12 protein-coding genes are annotated in these 15,604 nt (G+C 46.5%); 6 read left to right on the top strand and 6 right to left on the bottom strand.

Translation table 11 applies throughout. The features are described from left to right. Positions 1-2 precede the first annotated feature (2 nt). The 3 genes from QFZ48_RS16685 (at position 3) to QFZ48_RS16675 (ending at position 6,748) form a co-directional block, all read left to right on the top strand. On the top strand, positions 3-1,580 hold the full coding sequence (locus QFZ48_RS16685; protein ID WP_429063040.1) for a SusD/RagB family nutrient-binding outer membrane lipoprotein: 1,578 nt from the start codon (positions 3-5) through the stop codon (positions 1,578-1,580). 387 nt (positions 1,581-1,967) lie between these two features. Then, positions 1,968-5,117 carry a SusC/RagA family TonB-linked outer membrane protein gene (locus tag QFZ48_RS16680; RefSeq protein ID WP_429063039.1) on the top strand — a complete coding sequence of 1,050 codons (3,150 nt, stop codon included), beginning with the start codon at positions 1,968-1,970 and terminating at the stop codon, positions 5,115-5,117. A gap of 29 nt (positions 5,118-5,146) precedes the next feature. Further along, positions 5,147-6,748 (top strand): SusD/RagB family nutrient-binding outer membrane lipoprotein, encoded by a 1,602-nt coding sequence (locus QFZ48_RS16675; protein ID WP_370912328.1) that lies wholly within the window; start codon positions 5,147-5,149, stop codon positions 6,746-6,748. 308 nt (positions 6,749-7,056) lie between these two features. Here the strand turns inward: QFZ48_RS16675 and QFZ48_RS16670 are convergent, their stop codons facing one another. The 3 genes from QFZ48_RS16670 to QFZ48_RS16660 form a co-directional block, all read right to left on the bottom strand. Continuing rightward, positions 7,057-7,869 carry an alpha/beta hydrolase gene (locus tag QFZ48_RS16670; protein ID WP_429063038.1) on the bottom strand — a complete coding sequence of 271 codons (813 nt, stop codon included), beginning with the start codon at positions 7,867-7,869 and terminating at the stop codon, positions 7,057-7,059. 83 nt (positions 7,870-7,952) lie between these two features. Continuing rightward, positions 7,953-10,277, bottom strand: coding sequence for a M1 family metallopeptidase (locus tag QFZ48_RS16665; RefSeq protein WP_429063037.1), 2,325 nt, complete (start codon positions 10,275-10,277; stop codon positions 7,953-7,955). Positions 10,278-10,285: 8 nt separating this feature from the next. Continuing rightward, the gene (locus tag QFZ48_RS16660) at positions 10,286-10,867 is read right to left on the bottom strand and encodes a HupE/UreJ family protein (protein ID WP_429050962.1); all 582 of its coding nucleotides are present in this window, start codon (positions 10,865-10,867) and stop codon (positions 10,286-10,288) included. A gap of 68 nt (positions 10,868-10,935) precedes the next feature. Here QFZ48_RS16660 and QFZ48_RS16655 point away from each other — a divergent pair, with 68 nt between their 5' ends. The 3 genes from QFZ48_RS16655 (at position 10,936) to QFZ48_RS16645 (ending at position 12,235) form a co-directional block, all read left to right on the top strand. Beyond that, complete coding sequence (locus QFZ48_RS16655) at positions 10,936-11,424, top strand: DUF6702 family protein (RefSeq protein WP_429063036.1); 489 nt, start codon at positions 10,936-10,938, stop codon at positions 11,422-11,424. 84 nt (positions 11,425-11,508) lie between these two features. Beyond that, positions 11,509-11,784, top strand: a complete 276-nt coding sequence (locus tag QFZ48_RS16650; RefSeq protein WP_429050966.1) for a type II toxin-antitoxin system HigB family toxin — start codon at positions 11,509-11,511, stop codon at positions 11,782-11,784. 70 nt (positions 11,785-11,854) lie between these two features. After that, the gene (locus tag QFZ48_RS16645; protein WP_370912321.1) at positions 11,855-12,235 is read left to right on the top strand and encodes a helix-turn-helix domain-containing protein; all 381 of its coding nucleotides are present in this window, start codon (positions 11,855-11,857) and stop codon (positions 12,233-12,235) included. On the opposite strand, the gene QFZ48_RS16640 is transcribed toward QFZ48_RS16645, so the two are convergent. The 3 genes from QFZ48_RS16640 to QFZ48_RS16630 are packed head-to-tail and all read right to left on the bottom strand — an operon-like array spanning position 12,232 to position 15,604. After that, positions 12,232-13,524 carry a phenylacetate--CoA ligase family protein gene (locus tag QFZ48_RS16640; protein ID WP_429063035.1) on the bottom strand — a complete coding sequence of 431 codons (1,293 nt, stop codon included), beginning with the start codon at positions 13,522-13,524 and terminating at the stop codon, positions 12,232-12,234. The two genes, QFZ48_RS16645 and QFZ48_RS16640, sit on opposite strands and share 4 nt — an antisense overlap. A gap of 11 nt (positions 13,525-13,535) precedes the next feature. After that, positions 13,536-13,913 carry a holo-ACP synthase gene (locus QFZ48_RS16635; RefSeq protein WP_370912319.1) on the bottom strand — a complete coding sequence of 126 codons (378 nt, stop codon included), beginning with the start codon at positions 13,911-13,913 and terminating at the stop codon, positions 13,536-13,538. A gap of 5 nt (positions 13,914-13,918) precedes the next feature. Continuing rightward, positions 13,919-15,604, bottom strand: a complete 1,686-nt coding sequence (locus QFZ48_RS16630) for a C45 family autoproteolytic acyltransferase/hydolase (protein WP_429063034.1) — start codon at positions 15,602-15,604, stop codon at positions 13,919-13,921.

Raw genomic sequence — 15,604 nt, 5'->3', positions numbered from 1 at the left:
CAATGAAAAGCTGGAAAATCGCCACATTATCCGCCGTTATGGCAATTCTGCTGGCAAGTGCATGTACGAAGAATTTTGATGAGATTAACAGAAACCCTTTCGACTTTACAGAAGAGGAGCTGAAAGCCGATTACCGGCTGATGGGGGAACCCTTATCCCAGGCGCAACTGAACCTGCTTATTTATAACGACCCGCCTACCGCGCAGTTACAACAGAATCTGAATGCAGATGTTTTCTCCGGCTATATGATGGCCCCCACTCCTTTTGAGGGCAATATCAATAATACCAACTATGGCCTGTTATACTACTGGAACAATAAACCATGGCAGGTAACTTACAGCAACGTAATGAAAACCTGCGATTTTGCACAGTCGAAAGCGAAAGGCCATTATGCCGATTTTTATGCCTGGGCGCAGATCATCAAAGTAGAAGCCATGCACCGCATCAGCGATATTTACGGTCCCGTGATCTACACAAAATATGGTATACTGAATGAAGAAATGGGCATTGATTATGATTCACAGCAGGAAGCGTACTATGCTTTTTTTAAAGACCTGGATGAAGCGGTGGACACATTAACCGGTTTTATAAACAGTGGCTTCCCCCAACGCTTTGCAGCCTTCGACCTGGTATACAAAGGCGATTACACCCAATGGGTAAAATTTGCCAACACCCTTCGCTTACGGCTGGCCATCCGTATTTCCGGGATTGATCCGAAGAAAGCAAAGGAAGAAGGAGAAGCAGCGCTGCGGCATCCGCTGGGATTGCTCACAACACCTGCAGATAACTTTGCAGTGAATATTTCACCGGTTACGCATCCGCTGAATATTATGTGTTATACCTGGGCTGATCTGAGAATGAGCGCTCCCATGGAATCAATCCTCACGGGATATAAAGATCCGCGATTGGCGCATTATTTTGTACCTACCGACGATGGTGTGAATATATACCACGGCATCCGCAACGGCATTAAGATCGCCGCCAAAGAAGAATACAGCGGTTTTTCACAGCTGGTGAAATTCGACAGTAAGATATTGTTTATGACCGCCGCGGAAGCCTGGTTCCTGAAAGCCGAAGCTGCGCTGTACGGCTGGCAGGGCGCCGGTAATGCCGCTACCAATTATGCTGCCGGCATCAGCACTTCTTTTAATCAATACAGCATTACTAACGCTAACGTATATATGAATAACAATGTGGATAAACCCCACCCATATACGGATCCTCAAAATAGCGACAATAACATACCGGAAGGCGATCCGCATTTAAGTACGGTTACCATCAAGTGGAATGAAAGCGCTACGCTTCAACAGAAACTGGAACGGATTATCACGCAGAAATGGATTGCCATGTTCCCCGAAGGACAGGAAGCATGGAGTGAATTCCGCCGCACCGGTTACCCTAAATTATTTCCCGTAGTAATTAACAACAGCGGCGGCACCATTTCTACCGAAAAATTTATCCGCCGCCTGCCCATGCCGCAGATAGAACTCGTTACCAATCCTAAAGCAGTAGCCCGCGCAGTAGCCACGTTAAAAGGACCCGACACCGGCGGAACACCACTCTGGTGGGATCTCCGGTAAATCTCAAAAAAAATTAAAAATAATTTAAAACAAGATAGTACTAAATATAACTCCGCACGACTCCTTTCCGGAAGCGCCACATTTGAACGCTTTATGCTACGCAGCCTGTAAAAAACAGACGTTATTAAAAACAACATTTCATGTAAGGAAAACACATAACAACAAACTGCTTTGCTCAACCCGGTCAACACATTGCCATAAGCGATGAGGCCTTGCACGCCCCTATAGGCCGGTAAATGCATGTAACACGAAGAAAAAACAGCCGCTAAAGGATGGTAAGCGCCATGCTAACGGACATCTCATTTCCAAACAATGCACGCAATAAAAAAATGGTCAGTTTAATTCAACAATACAAATCCCATTTATTAACCAATAAAAAAGGCAAGTATGAAAAAAAAACTACGCCTTATGAAAGTGTGCGCTATGACCGGTCTGGCCCTCACTTCCATATTAGCAGACAGTGCATATGTGAAGGCAGCCAGCTATGTATGGTCGCCCGCATCTTCATTCCGTAGCACTTTCCAGGAAAAAGAAATCAGCGGCACCGTAAAGGACAGCAAAGGCAATCCTCTTCCTGGTGTTACTGTACAAATTAAAGGCGCCTCCAAAGGCACCCAAACAAGCGCAGAAGGTAAATATCACATCAATGCCAAAACCGGTGATGTACTTGTTTTCAGCTATGTTGGTTTTGCCATTAAAGAAAGTACCGTTGGCAACAGCGCTACCCTCAATGCTACCCTGGAAGACAATGTAAGAGGACTGAATGAACTGGTAGTTACCGCGCTGGGCATCCAGCGTAAAGCAAAGGATCTCACCTACTCTACCCAGCAGGTAAAAGGAGAAGATCTCACGAATGTAAAAGAAACAAACGTTATCAATAGTTTATCCGGTAAGGTATCCGGATTGCAGATCAACCGCAGCGCTTCCGGTGTGGGCGGCTCTGCCAGGGTGATTTTACGCGGACAAAAATCTATCCGTGAAAACCAGCCGCTGTACGTGATCGATGGAGTACCCATCGCGAACTTCACCAGCGCACAGCCAGGTGATCTCTGGGGACAAGCATCAGGCGCTTCTTCCGGTGGCCGCGATGGTGGCGACATCCTGAGCACCATCAACCCGGACGATATTGAAAGCATCAACGTACTGAAAGGCGCTTCTGCATCTGCACTGTACGGCAGCCAGGCGGGTAATGGTGTGATCATCATTACTACCAAAAAAGGGAAAGCCGGTCAGGCAAAAGTGAACTTCTCTTCTAACTTCACTATCGACAGACCTGCATATCTGCCCGAATCACAAAACTCCTATCTTCAAACCGGCGCCGGCACTATTGATAGCTGGGGTAAAGCAGGCAGCAGTAAGGAAATTGTAAAAGACTTCTTCAAAACAGGCACCACCTGGATCAACTCAGTAAACGTAGCCGGTGGTACAGAAAAGGCACAAACCTATTTCTCCTACTCCAATACCACGAATACAGGAATAATGCCTACTGCAAAGTATGGTCAGCATACGCTCAACTTTAGGGAAACAGGTACTTTCCTGAACGACAAACTGAACATTGACGCGAATGTGCAAATGACCACACAAAATGCACATAACCGCCCTACTTCCGGTTTATACTATAACCCGCTTACCGGTTTATACATCTTCCCAAGAGGACTGGACTTCGAAAGTTATAAAAACAATTACGAATACTTTTCTGCCCAACGTAACGTGAACATGCAGAACTGGTGGAATATCAATTATGATAAGGGCCAGGCGGGAGAAGACTTTCAACAGAATCCATACTGGATCCTCAACAGGAACGTTACCGAAAACAGGAAAGATAACCTGATTGCTTCGCTGAGCCTACGTTATGCTATCAACGACTGGTTAAATGTACAGGTACGCGGTAACGCCAACAAAGCATGGGATAAGTATGAGCTGAAAGCAAATGCCGGTACACAAACTACCATTGCAGACGCCAACGGCCGTTATACCTACGATTACCTGACCAGCACACAATACTACGGAGATCTGTTAGTATCGGGTAACAGGAAACTGTCCGATAAACTCGGGTTCAATTTCACTGCCGGAACCAGCATCAACGACCTTAAACAAGACCGTACCTTTATAGATTCCAAAGACGGCGACCTGGCCTTTGCCAACGTATTCCACATTGGTAACCTGAACCTGAGCCCTGCCGCAAAATTAACGCCCACAGGCGCCAGAAGGCAGATCCAGTCGGTATTTGCAACAGCGGGTGTGAACCTGAGCGAAAAAGTATTCCTGGACCTGACCGCCCGTAACGACTGGTCATCCACCATGGCTTATACCCCTTCCATGAAGAAAGGTTACCTGTATTATTCAGCTGGTTTAAATACTATTCTGAGTGATGTATTTAAGATGCCTTCCGCGATCACGTATTCAAAGATCCGCGCATCTTATGCGAAGGTGGGTAACGACGTGGACCAGTTTGTAACACGCCCTACCAACCAGATCATTTCCGGAACGCTGATATCAAACATTGCCGGTCCTTTTGGCGGCGTGGCATTGAAACCAGAGATCACCACTTCCGTTGAAATCGGCACAGAGTGGAGATTCTTCGACAATCGCCTGAACCTGGATGTGACCTGGTATAATTCACACACCAAAGACCAGTACTTCGACTTCCCCGTATCCGTAGGTTACCTGTATCCTAATGCTTACCTGAATGCAGGTGATGTACAGAATACCGGTATAGAAGCCACGCTGGGTTTCCAGGTAGTTAAACAGAAGAACGTGGGCTGGAATACCGCCTTCAACTTCACCCGTAACAGGAATAAACTTATCAAACTGGCACCGCAGTTAAACGGTGATTATACCCTCACACCAAGAGGCGATAACGTTAATACATATGCGCTAGTACTGCATGAAGGAAGCTCCTATGGCGACATTTACGGCAGGAAAGCAGTGCGCAGTGAAAGCGGTGCACTCGTAATAGATGACGAAACCGGTAAGCCAAAAGCAAAAGACGGCAAACTGGAATACCTCGGTAATCCCACACCAGACTTCCTCCTGGGATGGAGCAATACTATCAACTGGAAAAAGTTCAATGTAAACATCCTGGTAGATGGCCGCTTTGGTGGTAAAGTAATGAGTATTACCCAGGCCATGATGGACCAGTATGGCGTATCAAAAGCGAGCGCAGATGCCCGTAATAACGGTGGTGTGGATGTACCTGCTGTTTATGCCAGTGGTAAAGCATACACCGGAAAAGTTCCTGCAGATCTCTACTACCAGGGCATTGGCGGTCGCGCAGGCATCACTGAATTCTACATGTATGATGCTACCAACATCCGTTTAAGAGAATTATCCATCAGCTATAATTTCGCATTGAAACCAGGATTCTTCAAAGACATGAAGCTTGGACTGGTAGGACGTAACCTGTTCTTCATCACTAAAAAAGCGCCTTACGATCCTGAATTGAGCATGAGTACCGGCAACGGTGTACAAGGTGTGGATGTATTTGGTTTACCATCTACCCGCAGCTTTGGATTGAACCTGAAATGTGCATTTTAACCTGATTAAGAACAACAAAAACAAGAGCTATGAATTATAAAATATTCAAAATAGCTGGTCTGGCGATGGCAGCCACACTATGCTTCAGCAGCTGTACCAAAAACTTTGAAGACATCAACAAAAATCCATACGGCTCCACTGATGAGGAGTTAGCGGCTGATTTCGCCCTGGTACCTGCCCTACTGCAACAGGCACAACGCAGTATTTACCTGTATCAGCCGGCGCCAACCTTCCAGCTGCAACAAAATCTCCTGAGCGATATTTACAGTGGTTACATGATGTCTCCTACTCCGTTTGGCGGCAACATCAACAACATCACATACAGCTTCGTGGATGGCTGGATCAACACTACTTTCAGCACCGGCTATACCAATGTAATGAACCCCTGCTATAAAGTAGCCGGTTTTACAAAAGGTAAAGTACCCGATAGCTACGCCATGTCGCTGATCGTGAAGGTGGAAGCCATGCATCGTACCTCCGATATCTTTGGCCCCATCATCTACAGCAAATACAATACACCCAGCGGTGATGGTTCTGTTGAGTACGACAGCCAGAAGGATGTTTATTATACCTTCTTTGAAGAACTGAAAACAGCGATCGATATTCTAACGCCGCTGGCCGATAAACCGTCTACAGAGCTGTTTAAAAAATCAGATCTCGTATACGGTGGTAATTACAAACAATGGTTACAGTTTGCCAATACCCTCCGCTTAAGACTCGCACTGCGTATCGTAAACGTAGATGCTGCAAAAGCCAAGCTGGAAGGTGAAGCCGCACTCGCCAATGCCGGCGGACTGCTGCAAACTTACAAAGATAACTTCACGGTGGATATCGGAAGCACCACGCATCCACTGAACACCATCTGCGGCTCCTGGGGCGATATTTTAATGGGCGCACCCATTGGTACTTATCTCGGTGGTTACAACGATCCACGCCTGCCCCTGTACTTCAAGAAAGCAGTGGACCCAGCTGTAAAAGACAGGTATATCGGTATCCGTAATGGTATTAACATTGACGGTAAGGCACGTTACGCCGACTATTCGAAACTGGTAGACCTGCCTGGTAAACTGCAACTGGTAACAGCTGCCGAAGCCTGGTTCCTGAAAGCAGAAGCCGCCATCCGCGGATGGGCAGGCGCCGGTAATGCACAAACCAACTACGAAACAGGTATCCAGACATCCTTTAATCAATATTCATTAGGCAGCGCCAGCACTTACTACAACAATGCCACTTCCCTGCCTGCTGAATACATTGATCCCAAGGCCATGACTGCCGGACAAAATGATATTAAGAAGGGTTCACAGTACCTGAGCACTGTTACCATCAAATGGGAAGAAGGCGTTACACTCGACAGGAAGCTGGAACGAATCATTACCCAGAAATGGATCGCTAACTTTCCTGAAGGACAGGAAGCATGGAGTGAGTTCCGCCGCACCGGTTATCCTAAACTGTTCCCTGTTGTTGTGAATAACAGCGGTGGAAAAGTAAGTACAACTGATTTCGTTCGCAGGGCGCCATTCCCAAGTAACGAGTACTCTACCAACGGTGCTGCTGTTGCGAAAGCCGTGAGTACCCTAAGCGAACCAAAAGACGTAGGTGGTACCCATCTGTGGTGGGATCCGAAAAAATAATTACCAGACATTCTTATTTTGAATCGCGTGCATAAAAAAGGCCGGTCTTGTTGAGGACCGGCAGCGAATTTTGTCTTTCGCGGATTTTGTCTTGGCTCAGGATTACGCTGATTATACTGATTAGCTGGATTTTTACTTTTTGGATTTTTTTGGATTTTTAGATTAATAATTAAGGGAGATAGAAGCGGATATATTCGCTTTTATCTCCCTTAATTCTTTATAAAATCCAAAAGTAAAAATCCAGCTAATCAGTATAATCAGCGCAATCCTGAGCCAAGACAAAATCCGCGAAAGACAAAATCCGCTCTTTACCTTTGAAAGAACTCGTGGAAAAACAACAGCTGGTATTTCACCGCGTTAGCCCAGTATTTCCAGTTGTGTTCTCCCGGGCGCTCCGTATAATCGTGGTCGATACCCGCCAGTAATAATTTTTTATGAAGATCCCGGTTTACATCGATGAAGAAGTCTTTCACCCCGCAATCGATGATGATGGACAATGCGCCGGATTTGAGGCTATCTACCTGCTTGAGGACCGTATAGTCGTACCAGTTAGCGCCATCTGTTCCGGGTTCACCCAGGCGTTTTTTCAGATCCCAGTTTTTTGGGAAGGGGCGGAAATCCACGCCGCCGCTCATGCTGCCGGCGGCTCCAAATACATCCTGGTGGCGGATGGCAAGAAACATAGCACCATGGCCACCCATGCTTAAACCGGCGATGGCCCTGTGAGCGGGTTCGGGTAAGGTTTGGTAATGCTGGTCAATGTATTGTGGAATTTCCTTCGACACATAGGTTTCAAAACGCATGGAGCTGTCTACGGGGCTGTCGAAATACCAGCTGGTTACCGCGCCATCGGGGCATACGATCATGCACTGATAGGTGTCTGCCAGCTCTTTGATAATGGGGACATTGGTTACCCAGTTAGCGAAGTTGCCACCGGCGCCATGCAGCAGGTATACCACCGGGTAGCGCTGCGTGCCGTTTTTATAGGTATTGGGGGTGATGACCACGCATTTGTAGGCGCGCTGCATTTTGCCGCTGGGAATAGAAACGGTATCTACATCCGCGGCCCTGGCTGTTTGTGCCAGGCATATCAACAATAAAAATCGGGCTATTACTTTCATAACTCGGGCTTTTAAAAGAATCTAAAAAATATAGCGGCTACCATACCAGGATGATAGCCGCCACAAAATATAAAATAGCTTGTTTATTTTGTATTTGCTTTCTTCATCGGGTTATCACCACTGGAAGCGCCACGAATACCGCCCGATGATTTAAACAACTCAAACCTGGAGGGTGCGGCCTCCCGCGGCCAGCTGTTGTTGCTTTCATCGATATCGGCTGTTTCACGTAATGGGTCGAGCTTCACGGCTACTACCTCTTTATCTTTTGCAAACACCTTTGTAACGGTGTTTTCATCTTTGCGCCAGATGTAGGCAGAGATCTGGTCGGTTTCTTTGGTACCATCTGCAAACGTCCACTCAATGATGAGCGGCATCACCAGCCCTCCTTTATTAGAGAATGTCAGCTGGTAAAAGTTCTTCTTACTGTCGTACAAGGCTTTTTCTTCTTTGCTCAGGCCGTTATAGAACTGCGTGTAAGCCGCTTTATCTTCCTGGCTTACCTCGAAGCGGTTCCATTTGCTGTAGAAGTCCTGCAGGCTGGTATCCTGGTCCACCGTGTATTTTACGCCGGCCGCCTTATTTCTCTGCCTTGCTACGTGATCCATATTTTTATCGTAGGCTGCCTGCGCTGTTTTAGCTGTTTCTTCCGGGTTTTTACCATCCATGCGATACCATTTGAGGCTGTCGATAGAGATATCCACCGGTTCCGTTCCGAAGAACCATCCGCGCCAGAACCAATCCAGGTCTACTGCAGAGGCATCTTCCATGGTACGGAAGAAATCGGCCGGTGTGGGATGTTTGAAGGCCCAGCGGCGTGCGTATTCACGAAATGCAAAATCAAACAGGTCGCGGCCCATGATGGTTTCGCGGAGAATATTCAATCCTGTAGCCGGTTTTGCATAGGCATTAGGCCCAAACTGCACGATGTTCTCGGAGTTTGTCATGATGGGCTCCAGCTGATCTTTCGGCATCTTCATATAATCCACGATCTTATGAGCAGGCCCGCGGGAAGAAGGGAAGTTACTGTCCCACTCCTGTTCCGCCATAAACTGGCAGAAGGTATTGAGGCCTTCATCCATCCAGGTCCACTGCCTTTCATCGGAGTTCACGATCATGGGAAAGAAGTTGTGCCCCACTTCATGCGTGATCACGCCAATCATCCCGTTCTTTGTTGACTCACTGTAGGTACCGTCTTTATCGGCGCGTCCATAGTTAAAACAGATCATTGGATATTCCATGCCGTTGGCCGCTTCTACGGAAATAGCCACCGGGTAAGGATACGGAATAGTATGTTTGGAGTAGGACTGAAGGGTATGCGCCACTACTTTGGAAGAATAACGGCGGTAGAGCGGGTAGGCTTCCGGCCCGTAGTACGACATGGCCATTACTTTGTTGCCTTCCACGTTGGTAGCCAGGGCATCCCATACGATGCGACGGGAAGATACCCAGGCGAAGTCGCGCACATTCTGCGCTTCATATACCCAGGTGTTTGTTTTGCCGGCGTGGCCCTGCATGGCTTTCTTTGCGTCGTCGAGGCTCACCACTTCAACAGGCTCTTTACTGTTCTGCGCCTGTTGCCAGCGCTGGTATTGGGCCGGTGTGAGTACTTCTTTATAGTTCTGGCATTCACCGGTGGCGCCCACTACGTGATCTGCAGGAACGGTCATGCGTACACGAAAGTTCCCAAAGGTGAGGGCAAATTCTCCCCTGCCGGTAAACTGCTTGTTCTGCCAGCCCTGGAAGTCGGAATATACTGCCAGTCGCGGATACCACTGGGAAATGGTGTACAGGTAATTTTTATCTTCCTGGAAATATTCATACCCTCCGCGGCCCCCGATGGTCATGCGATCGGAAATATTATACCACCAGGATACTTTAAACCGGTACTTCTCACCGGGCATCAATGGCTTTGGCAGGTCGATGCGGAGCATGGTCTGGTTGATAGTATAAGGTAGTGCTTTACCATCAGCATCTGTGAGCTTTACAATCTTTACGCCCAGGTCTTTCCCGGAAGGCAGAATGCTGTTCAACGTAGCCAGCGTCATTTTATCAGACATACGGCTTTCATTGAACTGCTGGTTATCGCTTTTGCTGTCGTGTTCATTCTCGTCGAGCTGTAGCCACAGGTAGGTGAGCGGATCGGGAGAATTGTTAAAGTAGGTGATGGTCTCTGCGCCGGTGAGTTTCTGCTGCTCATCATCCAGTTGCGCCTCGATGTCGTAATCCGCTCTTTGCTGCCAGTATTTAGGGCCGGGAGCGCCGGAGGCCGAGCGGTACATGTTGGGTGTTTGCAGCATTGTTCCCAGCTGCTCAAAACGGTTGCCATGGTTGGATCCCGGGTTACTTTGCGCCTGCAGCAACAAAACGCTGCAACACAATACCCCCGCGAGGTAAAGTTGTTTTCTCATAAACAGTATTATATAAACAGTGCTCTTACGCTTTGAATGATCATTAAAAATGCGACGCCAAAGGTGGCAGAAGAAAGGAACATGTTCCAATCCCGGCGTTTTACGCCTCCAAAATTCACGATCGCAGAGGAAATGAGCAGTATGCACATCACAATGATGATCTGCCCGAATTCCAGTCCTAAATTGAATCCCAGCAGTGGCTTTACAATATCTGCCTGGCTTCCCAGCAAACTTTTCAGATAATTGGAAAATCCCAGTCCGTGAATTAAACCGAAAAATAAGGCGTAAAAATAGTTCAGCTGCAGCTTTTGCGGCTCATCGTCTTTCCGGATAATGTTAGAAACAGCTGTTACACAAATAGTGACCGGTATCAGGAACTCAATAAGCGCCGCGGGTATACGGATAATATGTAACACACTCAAAGCCAGCGTAATAGAATGACCGATAGTAAATGCAGTCACCAATACCAGGACTTTCCTCCAGTCACGCAGCAGGTAAATGGCACTCAACGCTATTACAAAAAGAATATGGTCATACGCATCCCAGTTTATAATATGTTGCCACCCCAGCTGAAAATACAACTCATCCATTGTTCCCTTTTCTATAATTTTGGTAATTATAAAAAGTAAAAGTTAATTTTTTTTAAAATCTTAGTCCAGTGGGTTTATTATTATGTAAATGGTGGATGACTTTGTGGCTCACAGCCCTGCACCCCTTCTATGCAAGCGTGACAGAGATTTCGCACGACGCCGGTAAAAAGGAACTGCAGGTAAGCTGCCGCATTTTTACAGATGACCTGGAAAATACCCTTAAAGCTCAGTATAAAATTCCTCTGGATATCACCCACCCTGCCAACCGGAAACAGGTGGAGGGCTATATTTCCGCCTATCTTTCCCAGCACCTCACGATCACACTCGACGGTAAAAATGTTCCCCTGCACTTCATTGGCTATAAAATAGAAGAAGATGCCGTGTGGAGCTTTCTGGAAGCGGAAAATGTGCCCACGCCAAAACAGGTACAGGTAAAGAATAACCTGTTGTATGAACGCCACGCTACGCAAACAAACATGGTGCATGTGCTGGTGGGCGGAGAGCGGAAAAGTGTGAAGCTGGATAACCCGAAAGAGGTGGCGGTGATGGGGTTTTAGACCATAAAGAACAAATTTCAAAAATCTAAATTAAATTTCATTTATTGAAATTTAATTTATACCTTCGAGAGGTAAACTCTTGTTATGGTGATCGTTTCGAAAACTGCAATCAATGAGTTTTCCTTAAAACATCCAGACGCTGTTGACCCTTTATTATACTGGTATTATATTAGTAAACTGGCTGACTGGTCAAAGTTTTCGGATATAAAGGAAAGCTTTAATACTGTAGACTATATTGGTGACGACTTATATGTTTTTGATATAGGTGGAAATAAATTCAGACTAATAGCAAGGATTTTCTTTCGTGTCCGAACCGTATATATAAGATTTATGGTACTCACAAAGAATATGATAAGGTAAAACCTGACTCGCTTTAATAACAGGCCCATCTGCACATGGGGTGATGTGTGCACACAGTAAAAACGATAATATGAAAAAGTTACCCAACCCTTCCTTTTCTACTGAAAAAGAGTATGCTGCCGCAATGCAACGTATTCACCTATTAATGAAAAAAGGTGAATCCAATTTAAGTGCTAATGAATTAAAAGAACTTCAACAACTTTCCATCGCTGCTGAGCATTATGAAGATACACGTTATCCAATCCCTAAGCCAACTACATTGGCTGGCATGATAGCATTAAAAATGTTTGAAATGAAACTCAAACAAAAAGAGATGGCAAGTATGTTGGATATAGGAGAAGCCAAATTTTCACAGATATTAAATGGCAAACGAGATCCGGATGTGGATTTTCTGAAGAAAATTTATCACAAGCTCAAAATTGATGCAGAGTTTATTATGCAGCATGTTTAACTCCTGTTATCCAAAAACTTTACCGGCTTCCGGCTGTTCTCCGGAAACTGCATCCGCATAATATCCTGCTGACTGGTATACCGTACCTGTGGAATGACGCGCAGCTTTGCCTGCAGATATGACTTTATCTTCCGGTCCATTTCCTCTGATTCTTCCCGCGGCCACAGGTGCAGCAGTATTTCATCCGTACCAAGTTCATTGGAATACACTTCCACCACAAATTCTTTCACATCTTCCATATCATTGAGCAAATCAAACAGCGCAGGTGGATACAACGTAGTACCCTTATATTTGATCATCTGTTTTTTACGGCCTATTACGGGAGATAACCGGAGCGTATGTCTGCCGCAGGAACAGGCTTCATAATGATACTGGCAGATGTCGCCGGTTTTATAACGCAGCAGGGGCATGCCTTCCACGCCCAGGGTAGTAATAGTTACTTCGCCTTCTTCACCTGGGGCAACAGGCTGATTGTTTTCATCCAGCAACTCAACATAGAGCAGTTCCGGATGGTGATGACCGCCCTGCCCGGCTTTACATTCAGTAAAAGCAGTTTGCATTTCAGTGGATGCGTAGGTGGAATAGAGCTGGATATTCCATTGCTCCGTAATCTTCTTACCCAATACATTCAGCGAAAAATCCGTATTGCGGATATTCTCCCCAATGCAAACAGCTTTCTTTACAGACGTCTGATTGATATCTATATGATGCTCTTGGGCATAAGCAATCAGCTTTACAATAAAAGAAGGAACACCTACAATAGTGGTAGGCTGTATCCGCTGGATGTTTTCCCACTGCATGCTTGGTACACCAGGCCCCACACGCAGCACGCCCGCTCCCAGTTTACGGATGCCATTGTAATAAGCCATACCTGCCATAAACTGGCGGTCCAGCGTAAGCATGAGCTGATAGATGTCGCTATCGGTGCCATCTGCACAACAGAAAGAAATATATTCATTATAGCTTAAACGCTGCAGGTCCTTTTCTGTCAGGGCTATGATCACCGGGCGTCCTAAAGTGCCTGATGTAGTGGTGTATTCGGCTATTTTACTTTTATCTACACAAAGAAATTCCCAGTTGTGTTCCTGGAGATCTTCCTTTGTTACGGGCGGGATCTGTGAAAATGCTTCCAGCGATTGAACCTGGTCTGCAACGATGCCGTGTTTTTTAAACCATGCTTTATAGAATGGTGAAAATTCACGCAGGTAACCCAGCAGGCGCATTACTTCCTTCTCCTGGTAGGCCCTGATGGCTGCTTTCGACTGTAGTTCAATATCCGGTATATACATCTGCTATAAATTTATCCTTCTAAAATCACCATTGCAACAGCGGCACTTTTTTCATGGGATAAGGATACCCATATTTTCCTGATGCCTGATGATGCATATCTGTCAGCACCATTTCCTATTAAAAATAATTCCGGTTTCCCAACTTCATTATTACGGATCTCTATTTCATCGAAGTTAACACCGCCGTTTCCCCAGCCGGTACCCAATGCTTTGAGCAGGGCTTCTTTCGCAGCGAAACGCGCGGCATAGCTTTCTGCCGGCATCGCCTGGTTTTCACAATAACTGATTTCAAAAGGAGTAAATACCAGGTTCCGGAATCCATCTCCCTTCGCCAGCTTGGCCGCGATACGCGGTACTTCTACGATATCTGTTCCGATGCCAATGATCATAGTGGTTAGCTTTTTAGTTTAGCATTGCACAGTGCCAGTTGTTTGCGGATGTGATCTTCCTCTCCTTTGGTAGCAATTACTTTTGTTAACGCCGTTTCGTAATAACCTTTCGCCTTTGCATATGCTTTCTGCTGATACTCATAATCGCCGGCCAGCACATAAGTATGATAGTAGGCCGGGTTGGAAGCGATCAATGCTTGTATATCCACTGCCTTTCCTTCTTTCAGCTGGTCTCTCAGCCTGCGGTAGGTTTCAAAGGCAAGATAATCTTTTGACAGCAGGAAACTGTCAGCCGCAATGTTCTGCGCGCTGTCATATACTTCATGATCGGTAGCAAGACCATGCATGCTGAAAATTTTATTCAGATCGTAAGCCACATACTGCCCCAGCTGGTAAGGAGCTGTAGATACCCATACCATCCCTTTCTTAGGTTCAAATACGATTGAGTGATGTGCAATCAGCTGGTTAATAGCTTTCTCATTCCCCATCCCGATATCGGCATTGTGTAAACCACCGCGGTCGCGCAGGATATCCACCGTTTTCTGAACAGTATTGGGTCCTTTCTCTTTCATCAGCTCTGTCAATCTTTCGTAGCGGTATTCAGAGGCGCTTTCCTTTATCTGTAATTTGTTGGACGCCAGGCTGCCCAGTGAATCGCCCTGGAAGTGGTTGGTACAGGTAATAAAATTTTTACCGGAGCTGTACATATCCATGCCTTCCGGCGTTTTTTCAATGAGCACCGCTTTATTATCTTCCGCTGAACCTACGAGGAAGGATTCTGAAACAAACATCTTACGCTTCCGCGCAATCTCCCATGCTTCCTGGATGTTCTTCGCATATTGCAGTATTTCCCGCGCTACCAGCGATACCGGCGTAGCAGCAGCTGTAGGCACGCTGGTTTTGGCTGCATTGATCGTTACGGTGAGTCCCTTGTCGTTCATGCCGGAAACCACGCCGGTAAAGCCGCCCCAGGTGACAAACATAAAGTTGTGTCCCTTTTCAGGACGATAGAATACCACCATCTTCTCTTCCGCAAAGGCATCACCCATGTAAAAATCGAAGTTGCGGCCGATGATCAGGTTACTGTCGGCCGATTGATCATTCCAGGTACCGAACGACGTACAACCCACCAGCATCATGCCTTGCAGGGCATGTCCAATGTCGTGCGCTGCATGATAGTTCATCAGCCGGGCATAGTTGGTCCCGATATAATCGTAGTTGGGAGAAGCAGAAAAAGACTCTCCGTAAATTTCTTCCTTAAACTCTTCCGGCACATGATCCGCCAGGTCGCGGTTAAACCAACCGATAAAATATTTCAGGAAATGCAGGTAAAAAGTGGACGGCACCATTTTACTGAACTGTGCCACAAATACGTCTTCCTGGCGCCGGATCAACTCCCCGGAGAGCTTACCGTTGATCACGCCTCTTTCAAACGGAGCGCCTTCCACATACATCTCGTATAAACCACTGTTGCTTTTACGGAACCAGTTGTTACCCAGTGTGTAGGCGGTGCTGTCCAGTTGTGTACGTTGCAGCTGCAATGCACGCTGGTCGGCTATTACCGGCGGCGGCATTTTACTTACCGATACCAGGTAAATGGCCAGCCCGATAAAAAGCAATACAAAAAAGCCGATGATGTATAGTAGTATGCGCCCAAATCGTCTCCAGCCGCTGCGTTTCTTATTTTTCAC

The organism is Chitinophaga sp. W2I13 (assembly GCF_050434005.1).
Classification (GTDB): Bacteria; Bacteroidota; Bacteroidia; order Chitinophagales; family Chitinophagaceae; genus Chitinophaga.
This window is presented reverse-complemented; position numbering and strand designations above follow the sequence as displayed.